This is a genomic window from Pseudomonas sp. PSPC3-2 (assembly GCF_049897085.1).
Lineage (GTDB): Bacteria > Pseudomonadota > Gammaproteobacteria > Pseudomonadales > Pseudomonadaceae > Aquipseudomonas > Aquipseudomonas paraveronii.
The window spans coordinates 1-8,279 of sequence record NZ_JAFCVO010000035.1 but is presented as its reverse complement, the minus strand read 5'-3'; the positions used below and the strand labels follow the sequence as shown (position 1 = coordinate 8,279).

Annotated in this window: 8 protein-coding genes; 4 read left to right on the top strand and 4 right to left on the bottom strand. The window is 58.5% G+C overall.

All coding sequences use genetic code 11. From position 1 onward, the window contains the following. Positions 1-179 precede the first annotated feature (179 nt). Together fadD1 and fadD2 are read right to left on the bottom strand one after the other, a co-directional pair. Positions 180-1,871 (bottom strand): long-chain-fatty-acid--CoA ligase FadD1, encoded by a 1,692-nt coding sequence (gene fadD1, locus ACP7CJ_RS28705; protein ID WP_426103216.1) that lies wholly within the window; start codon positions 1,869-1,871, stop codon positions 180-182. Positions 1,872-2,255: 384 nt separating this feature from the next. Further along, entirely contained in the window at positions 2,256-3,944 is a 1,689-nt protein-coding gene (fadD2, locus tag ACP7CJ_RS28700) for a long-chain-fatty-acid--CoA ligase FadD2 (protein WP_426103218.1), read from the bottom strand. 210 nt (positions 3,945-4,154) lie between these two features. Here fadD2 and ACP7CJ_RS28695 point away from each other — a divergent pair, with 210 nt between their 5' ends. Continuing rightward, on the top strand, positions 4,155-5,099 hold the full coding sequence (locus ACP7CJ_RS28695; RefSeq protein WP_276194557.1) for an alpha/beta hydrolase: 945 nt from the start codon (positions 4,155-4,157) through the stop codon (positions 5,097-5,099). 57 nt (positions 5,100-5,156) lie between these two features. After that, positions 5,157-5,627: a MaoC family dehydratase gene (locus ACP7CJ_RS28690; RefSeq protein WP_247407665.1), complete on the top strand. Its 471-nt coding sequence runs from the start codon at positions 5,157-5,159 to the stop codon at positions 5,625-5,627. A gap of 54 nt (positions 5,628-5,681) precedes the next feature. Here the strand turns inward: ACP7CJ_RS28690 and ACP7CJ_RS28685 are convergent, their stop codons facing one another. Then, on the bottom strand, positions 5,682-6,149 hold the full coding sequence (locus tag ACP7CJ_RS28685; RefSeq protein ID WP_247407664.1) for a ferritin-like domain-containing protein: 468 nt from the start codon (positions 6,147-6,149) through the stop codon (positions 5,682-5,684). Positions 6,150-6,356: 207 nt separating this feature from the next. Between ACP7CJ_RS28685 and ACP7CJ_RS28680 the strand changes: the two genes are divergently transcribed. Further along, entirely contained in the window at positions 6,357-6,593 is a 237-nt protein-coding gene (locus ACP7CJ_RS28680; protein WP_003213031.1) for a DUF3820 family protein, read from the top strand. An 11-nt stretch (positions 6,594-6,604) separates the two neighbouring features. Continuing rightward, positions 6,605-7,780, top strand: a complete 1,176-nt coding sequence (locus tag ACP7CJ_RS28675; protein ID WP_276194566.1) for an aminotransferase class V-fold PLP-dependent enzyme — start codon at positions 6,605-6,607, stop codon at positions 7,778-7,780. Positions 7,781-8,174: 394 nt separating this feature from the next. On the opposite strand, the gene ACP7CJ_RS28670 is transcribed toward ACP7CJ_RS28675, so the two are convergent. After that, positions 8,175-8,279 (bottom strand): transposase (locus ACP7CJ_RS28670; RefSeq protein WP_163034217.1); only part of this gene is annotated, 105 nt, incomplete at its 5' end.

Below are 8,279 nucleotides of genomic sequence, written 5' to 3'. Positions count from 1 at the left end.
CAACAACGTCAGGCTCCACAGCTACAACGGCTACCGGTCGCCGGTAGCTATGGAGAAACTGGCGGCGTGAAACCTTAACTGGTGTCCAAAATTAGTTGACCAGTTCAAGCCCCCTCCCATACTGGATCGCATTCCAATCCAGGCATTAAAAAACCCCGCATTGGCGGGGTTTTTTTGGGTTACTTTTTCAGGCCCAGCTTCTTCAGCTCTTCATCGCGCAACTCTCGACGCAGGATCTTACCCACGTTGGTGATCGGCAAGAGATCACGGAATTCAACGGCCTTGGGCACTTTATAGCCGGTGACGTTAGCGCGCATATGCTCCATCACCTGGTCCTTGGTCAGGGTGGCACCTGGCTTGACCACGATGAAGATCTTGATGTGCTCCCCGGACTTCTCGTCCGGCACGCCGATGGCAGCGCATTGCAGCACGCCCGGCAGGGTCGCCAGCACGTCTTCCAGTTCGTTGGGGTAAACGTTGAAACCGGAGACCAGAATCATGTCTTTCTTACGGTCGACAATGCGCATGTAGCCGTCCGGCTGGATGATCGCAATGTCACCGGTCTTCAACCAACCTTCGCTGTCGAGGATCTCGGCGGTGGCATCTTCGCGCTGCCAGTAGCCCTTCATCACCTGCGGGCCTTTGACGCACAGCTCGCCGACCTCACCCAGGGCCAGCTCGACGCCGTCATCGGTGATGACTTTGCACAAGGTCGACGGCACCGGAATGCCGATAGTGCCGATCTGGATCTTCTGGATCGGGTTGACCGTCGCCACCGGGCTGGTCTCGGTCATGCCGTAGCCTTCGCAGATGTCGCAGCCGGTCACGGCTTTCCAACGCTCGGCCGCCGCCAGTTGCAGGGCCATACCGCCTGACAGGGTGACTTTCAGCCCAGAGAAGTCCAGCTTGCGAAAACCTTCGTTATTGCACAGCGCCACGAACAGCGTGTTCAGGCCGACAAAGCCGCTGAACTTCCACTTCGACAGTTCCTTGACCATCGCCGGCAGGTCACGCGGGTTGCTGATCAGGATGTTGTGGTTGCCGATCAGCATCATCGCCATGCAATGAAAGGTGAACGCATAGATGTGGTACAGCGGCAGCGGGGTGATCAGTATCTCGCAGCCTTCGTTGAGGTTGGAGCCCATCAGCGCCTTGCACTGCAGCATGTTGGCCACCAGGTTACGGTGGGTCAGCATCGCCCCCTTGGCCACGCCGGTGGTGCCGCCGGTGTATTGCAGCACCGCCACGTCGCTGCTGGCCGGGCTGACGTCATTGACCGGTTGGCCGTGCCCCTTGGCCAGCACGGCGTTGAACTTGATCGACTTGGGCAAGTGATAGGCCGGGACCATTTTCTTCACGTACTTGATGACGCTGTTGATCAGCAAGCGCTTGAGCGGCGGCAGCAGGTCGGCGACTTCGGTGACGATCACGTGTTTGACGGCGGTCTTGGGCACGACTTTTTCAGCCAGATGCGCCATGTTGGCCAGGCAGACTAGGGCCTTCGCCCCGGAGTCATTGAATTGGTGTTCCATTTCCCGCGCGGTGTACAGCGGGTTGGTGTTGACCACGATCAGGCCGGCACGGATGGCACCGAACACAGCGACCGGGTATTGCAGGACGTTGGGCAGTTGCACGGCGATTCGATCGCCAGGCTTCAAATCGGTATGCTGTTGCAGGTACGCAGCGAAAGCGCCGGACAATTCGTACAACTCACCGTAGGTGATTGTCTTGCCCAGGTTGCTGAAAGCCGGTTTGTTGGCGAAGCGCTGGCAGGACTGTTTCAGTACCGCCTGAATATTTGGATACTCGTCTGGATTGATGTCTGCAGCAATCCCGGCGGGGTACTTATCCTTCCAAAAGTCTACGTTCATGGAAGCCCACTCCTCAGCGACGCGAATTCATCATCGCATTTGATGCGATTATTATTGGTGTGTGTTTTTTAGGTGAGTCTGGCGCGTTTAAGCAGGCCGAGAGGTCACGAAGCGCGCCGAGAGTAGCAGCTTTGCCAAGGGCCGACTAGAGCCAAAAGAGGCCCCTACAGTCATAAACATGACTCATGAATAACCAATAGTCATTTTTAGAGCAAAAATTCTATAAGCAAAGAAATGGCTCTAGAACAAGGCTTAACGGGATAAACGCAGACAAATGTGGGAGGGGACTTGCTCCCGATGGCAGTGAATCAGCCAACACATTTGGTGACTGATCTCCTGCCATCGGGAGCAAGCCCCCTCCCACATTATTGACTGCCTATCAAATCAGGCGATGTCGCGCAGCTCGCGCCGCAGGATCTTGCCCACCGGCGTCATCGGCAACGACTCACGCAACACGATGTGCTTGGGCACTTTGTACCCCGTGAAGTTGGTCTTGCAGTAGCTCTTCAACTCCTCAAGGCTCACGCCTTCGGCGCGCGCCACCACAAACAGCTTCACCGCCTCCCCCGTGCGTTCATCCGGTACGCCGATCACCGCGCAATTAGCCACCGCAGGGTGAGCCATCACCACGTCTTCAATCTCGTTGGGGTACACGTTGAAACCCGAGACGATGATCAGGTCCTTCTTGCGATCCACGATGCGTATAAATCCATCCTCGTCTATCACGGCAATATCACCGGTCTTGAGCCACCCCTCGGCGTCCAGTGCCTCGGCGGTGGCGGCCGGTTGCTGCCAGTAGCCCTTCATCACCTGCGGGCCCTTGATGCACAACTCGCCGCGCTCGCCCAGGGGCAACTCGACGCCGTCGTCATCGATCACCTTCATCGCCGTACCCGGCACAGGGATGCCCACGGTGCCCAGGCGTGACTTGTTGCCATACGGGTTGGTGCTGGCCACCGGCGACGTTTCCGTCAGGCCATACCCTTCGCCAATCGCGCAGCCGGTGAGCTGCTCCCAACGTTCGGCGGTGGCCTTGATCAGCGCCGTACCACCGGAGTTGGTGAGTTTGAGATGGGAGAAGTCCAGGCTCTTGAAGTCGGGGTGGTCCATCAACGCCACAAACAACGTGTTGAGCCCGAGCAAGCCGGTGAAGCGCCAGTTTTTCAGTTCCTTGATAAAACCCGCGATGTCCCGCGGGTTGGTGATCAACACGTTGTGGTTGCCGGAGACCATCATGCACATGCAATTCGCGGTGAATGCATAGATGTGGTAAAGCGGCAGCGGCGCGATCATCACTTCCTGGCCTTCCTTGATCAGCGGGTGGCCATCCTCGCCGGTCTGCGACATGCAGGCACGCACCTGCTGCATGTTCGCCACCAGGTTGCCGTGGGTGAGCATCGCGCCCTTGGCCAAGCCGGTGGTGCCGCCGGTGTATTGCAGCACGGCGATGTCATCGAGGGTCACCGGGTGGCGCGTCACGCCCTGCCCTGCGCCCATGCGCAAGGCGCGCTTGAACGACACCGCACGCGGCAAGTGATAGGCCGGGACCATCTTCTTCACTTTGTCGACAAGGGTGTTGACCAGCCAGCCTTTGGCTGCCGGCATGAAGTCGCCCATCTTCGCTTCGATCAGGTAGTCGATCTCGGTGTCGGTGCAGACTTCCTGCACCCGTGAACCGAACAGGTTGAGGTAGACCAGGGCACGAATGCCGGCGTCCTTGAACTGGTGTCGCATCTCACGCGGGGTGTACAGCGGGTTGGTGTTGACCACGATCAGCCCCGCACGCAGCGCACCAAACACGGCAATCGGGTAATGCAGCACGTTGGGCATCTGCACCGCAATGCGATCGCCCGGCTTGAGGTCGGTGTGCTGCTGCAGGTAACCGGCGAACGCCGCACTCTGGCGCTCAAGCTCGGCGTAGGTCAGGGTGACGCCCATGCTGCTGAACGCCGGACGGTCGGCAAAGGCCTTGCAGGAACGCTCGAAGACTTCGATCACCGACTTGTAGGCGCTCAGATCGATCTCGTTGGGAACGCCCGCCGCGCGTTTGTCATTCCAGAAATCAGGTTGCATTATTCTTGTCCTCTTACCTGAATGTGCCCAGCCGCTTTTCTGCTGCTATAAAAAGCGGAGCTTCGGGGACGTTAGCAGCTATGGCCAAACAGGCAAATACAGGAAAGAGCGTCATTAATTGCGTGAATCTTCCTACAAGGGTCTGTACTGATCAGACGGCTGTCCGAGGATGAGCTATACACTGCAACGACCCTGAGCAAAGGAAGCGCCATGAACCACACCACTTTCTGGCTGACCGCGAACGACCACAGCCGCCTGTACGTCAATCAATGGCTGCCGGAAGCGCCGCCGAAGGCGTTGATCATGGTGTCCCATGGCATGGCCGAGCACGGCGGGCGCTATGTGCGCCTGGCCGAAGCGTTGTGCGGGGCGGGCTACGGTGTGTTTGCCCTGGACCAGCGTGGCCATGGCCGCACCGCCGACGAGGGCACCCTGGGCCTGTTCGCCGAGCAGGACGGTTGGAACAAGGTGGTGGGCGACCTGGCCAGCCTCAACCAGCACATCGGCCAGCAACTGCCGGGAGTGCCGATCATTTTGCTGGGCCACAGCATGGGCAGCTATATCGCCCAGGCCTACCTGCTGCACCACAGCGCCAGCCTGCATGGGGCGGTTCTCAGCGGTTCGAATTTCCAGCCGGTGGCGCTGTACCGCGCCGCGCGGCTGATCACCCGTGCCGAACGCCTGCGCCAGGGCTTACGCGGCCGCAGTGCGCTGATTGAGTGCCTGTCGTTCGGCTCGTTCAACCAAGCGTTCAAGCCCAACCGCACGGCTTTCGACTGGCTCAGCCGTGACCCGGATGAAGTCGACCGCTACCTCCACGACCCGCTCTGCGGGTTCCGCTGCACCAACCAACTGTGGTTCGACCTGCTGGGTGGCTTGCAGCAAATCAGCAAAGCGTCCAATCTCGCGCAGATCGATCCGGGCTTGCCGATCCTGGTGATCGGCGGCGAATGTGATCCGGTGAGTGAAGGCAAGCGTCTTAAAAGCCTGGCCCATGCCCTGCGTGAGGCCGGCTGCCAGAACCTGCAACTGAATATCTACCCGCAGGCGCGTCACGAAGTGTTCAACGAAACCAACCGCGACGAAGTCACCGCGGATGTGCTGACGTGGCTCGACCAAGCCCTGACCTTACGCAGGCCGGCTCGCTGCGAATAATTTTTCGTTTAAAATCAGCCAATTAAATTATCGATTAGCCACAGGATGCACGTTTAGATGACCCAGGTAACCAACACCCCTTACGAAGCCCTCGAAGTCGGCCAGACCGCCAGCTACAGCAAGACCGTCGAAGAGCGCGATATTCAGTTGTTCGCCGCCATGTCCGGCGACCACAACCCCCTGCACCTGGATGCCGAATTTGCCAAGGCGACCATGTTCAAGGAGCGAATTGCCCACGGCATGTTCAGCGGCGCCCTGATCAGTGCGGCTGTTGCCTGTGAGCTGCCTGGGCCGGGCACGATCTATATCGGCCAGCAGATGAGCTTCCAGAAGCCGGTGAAAATCGGCGACACCCTGACCGTGCGTCTGGAAATCCTCGAGAAGCTGCCGAAGTTCCGCGTGCGTATCGCCACCCGCGTGTTCAACCAGCGCGATGAACTGGTGGTGGATGGCGAGGCGGAGATCCTCGCGCCACGCAAGCAACTGGTCGTGACGTTGACCGAGCTGCCGGCCATCACCATCGGCTGATCAGCTCCCATAAAAAATCCCCGCATCGGCGGGGATTTTTTATTCAGCGACGACTCACGACTGAGCGCGAGCCTGGTTACGCAGGGCTTTGACCTGATCGTGATTGCGTTGCACGCCGTGGTACTGACGCTCAACCAGGTCACGGATACCCAGCAGGTTGTGCTTGTTGATCTTCTCGATCGCTTCTTTGTAAGCCTTGAGTGCGTGATCTTCACCGCGCTCGGCTTCGTTCAATACAGCCTCTTCGTCTTTACCGGTCACCATCGACTTCACATCGACCCAGCCACGGTGCAGGGCGCCGGCAACGCTGCCGGAATTTTCCGGATCGCCACCCAGGGCACGCACGGCGGTTTTCAGCTCGGCCACAGCGGTTGTGCAGTCTGCGGAGCGCTTGGCAAACAGCGCTTTGAGTTCTGGATGTTTGATGTCGTCAGCGCACTCTTTAAAACCTTTTTGACCGTCAATGCTGGTTTCGATCAGGTCGTTCAGTACCGAGATGGACTCTTTATTGATATCAGTCATTTTTCAATTCCTTATGCCGGTTGAGAAAGGTTGTCTGAATGATTGCAGCGGCCGTGCCAGGTTTTAAAAAACGACTTTCTCTTTTAATTTCAATATCTTAAAAATATTTGAACGTTCTGTATGTGCGTTATTTGCATGATCTGTCATTTGGCCTTCATGCAGAATGCCTGTATTTTCCAAGACCTCGATGCCAACGCCTGAGCCGTCATGAATCCCGAAAAACTCGAACTGCTGATCACCCGCGAAATGCCCTTCGGCAAATACAAGGGACGGATCATCGCCGACCTGCCTGGCCCCTACCTGAACTGGTTCGCCCGTGAAGGTTTCCCCCACGGCGAGCTGGGCGGGTTGCTGGCATTGATGCAGGAAATCGACCACAACGGCCTGTCCGAACTGCTGGAACCGCTGCGCGCCAAGCACGGCAAACCCGCGCCTCGCCATTAGGAACCCACGCCATGCCATGGAATGCAGCCAACGAACCCCACTGGCAGGCCATCGCCGACCACTACGAACTGGAGCCGGGCCCGATCAACCTGGAAAATGGCTACTTCGGGCGCATGAGCCGCGCGGTGCAAGCGCAGTACCTTGAGCACGTCGCGTTTATCAACCGCAGTAACGCGGTGCATGTGCGTCAGCGTTTCGAGCAAGGCGAAAACGTCGAGATCCGCCGCCAACTGGCCGAGCTGATCGACGCCGACCCCGAGTCGGTCGCCTTCACCCGCAACGCCACCGAAGCCTTGCAGTCGCTGATCCGCAACTACAACTGCCTGCAGCCGGGCGACCAAGTGCTGATCAGCGACTTGGAGTACGACACGGTCAAGGGCGCCATGCGCTGGTTGGCCAGCTACAGAGGGGTGGAAGTGATCGAAATTTCCCATACCCACCCGGCCAGTTTCGACAGCTTGCTGCAAAGCTATCGCGATGCTTTCACCCAATATCCCCGCCTGAAACTGATGGCGTTGACCTACGTGACCCACCGCACCGGCCTGGTCATGCCGGTCGCGGCCATTGCCAAAGCGGCGCGCGAACACGCTGTCGATGTGATCCTCGACGGCGCCCACGCCCTCGGCCAGATCGAGTTCAACCTCGCCGAGCTGGGTATCGCATTCGCCGGCTTCAACCTGCACAAATGGATCGGCGCGCCGCTGACTCTGGGCTTTCTTTACATAGCCACCGAACGCCTGGCTGACATCGACCCGGACATGGGTGAGTTCCACTACCCTGCCACCGACGTGCGCGCCCGCACGCCGTACAGCACGCCGAACTTCCCGGCGCTGATGACCTTGCCACTGGTATTTGAAGAACACCGCGCATTGGGCGGCGCGGCGGCCAAAGGCGCACGGATGAATTACCTGCGGGATCTGTGGGTGCGCCAGGTGCGGCCATTACCGGGAATTGAAGTGCTGACCTCGGATGACCCGCGATTGTATTGCGGGATCACGGCGTTCACGTTCATCGGGCGCGATCAGCAAGTGATGGCAGACCGACTGCTCAGGGACTACAACCTGTTCACCACCACTCGAGTGGGCGCGTCGTTTGGCACCTGTATCCGGGTGACGCCGGGCTTGGTGACGTCCGCGGCGGACATCGATGTACTGGCCAGCGCCATCACCGCACTGAGCACGGACTAAAAATGTGGGAGGGGGCTTGCCGCCGATAGCAGAGTGACAGTCAGCGAAAATATTGGCTGATAGACCGCTATCGGGGGCAAGCCCCCTCCCACACTTGGATGTGTGTTGGGTTCAAGGTTTTGCGCAGGCAAAAAAAACGCCACGCCGGCCAAGCGCACCGTAAAGCATCCGGGTGACGCTGGGGCGGGGACATCAACCGCAGACATCCATGTACTGATCAACGCCATCACCGCACTCAACACGGACTAAAAAATGTGGGAGGGGGCTTGCCCCCGATAGCAGAGTGACAGTCAGCGAAAATATTGGCTGATAGACCGCTATCGGGGGCAAGCCCCCTCCCACATTTGGACGTGTGTGTTGGGTTCAGCTTTCCTGCAGGCAAAAAAAAGGTTCTTCACGGATTACCGGGAAAGACGCTCTTGATCTTCATGAAAAAGAATTCGCTATCCCGGTAACCATACGCCATACGCTTGATCACCTTTATTCGATTGTTTATTCC